1 protein-coding gene is annotated in these 808 nt (G+C 75.6%); it reads left to right on the top strand.

Annotated elements, in window-relative coordinates:
• On the top strand, positions 1-808 hold an 808-nt coding region (locus tag C1J01_RS50930), incomplete at both ends, for a hypothetical protein (protein ID WP_220040504.1).

Genomic DNA, 808 nt, shown 5'->3' with positions numbered 1-808 from the left:
GGGGTGGGGGATCGCGGAGCGGGCGTTGGCGCAGGCCGCGGCCGTCGCCTCGGGGGTGATGGCGTACGGGGTGCTGCTCGATCCCGAGTACGTCGGGGTGCTGGTCGCGTGCGCTCCCGGGGTTCCCCGGCCGCCCTCTCCGTGGATCGTGGACGACGACGACCCGCGGTTGTGGTGGCTGGAACGGGGCGACGTGACGCCGTACTTCATGGGGCCGGCGCCGCTGCTGGTGGCGCTGGGCGCGGACGAGGAGCACGTCGTGCTGCTGGACGTGCTCTCCGGGCCGGTCACCGTGGCGGTGCAGGGGGAGCCCCGGCTGGCGCGTGCGGTGGTCGCGTCGGTGGCGGCCCAGCTCGACGCCAGGCTGCCTATGGGCGCGGTCACGGTCGCCGCAGGCGTCCACGACCGCCATCCCGGCCCTGACCAGGCCACCACCATCGCCACCGCCCGGCACCGGGCGCTGACGACCGGAACGCCGTCCTTCGCCGTCTGCGCCGCATTCCCTGGGGTGCCTGAAGGGTCTGCGGGGTCGTGGCCGACCGCGGGGGTGCCCGAAGGGTCTGCGGGGTCGTGGCCGGCCGCGCCGGTGCGGGTGGTCGTCTCGGGTGCCGTACGGGGCACGGCGCGGCTGGTCGTCGCACATGCGGACGGCACCGTGAACGTCCACGGGACGCCGCTACGCGCGGACGCCCGCGCACTCCCCCGTGCCCTGGCGTCAATGATCCGCGCTCTGCCGCCGTACCGGACACCGGACGCCCCGAACGACGGCCTCACCGAACGGCACCTCCCCACCAGGGACGCGACACCC

The sequence above is a fragment of the Nonomuraea aridisoli genome (assembly GCF_003236395.1).
Taxonomy (GTDB): domain Bacteria; phylum Actinomycetota; class Actinomycetes; order Streptosporangiales; family Streptosporangiaceae; genus Nonomuraea; species Nonomuraea aridisoli.
The sequence above is the reverse complement of the archived record's forward strand: the minus strand, read 5'-3'. Positions and strand labels throughout refer to the sequence as shown.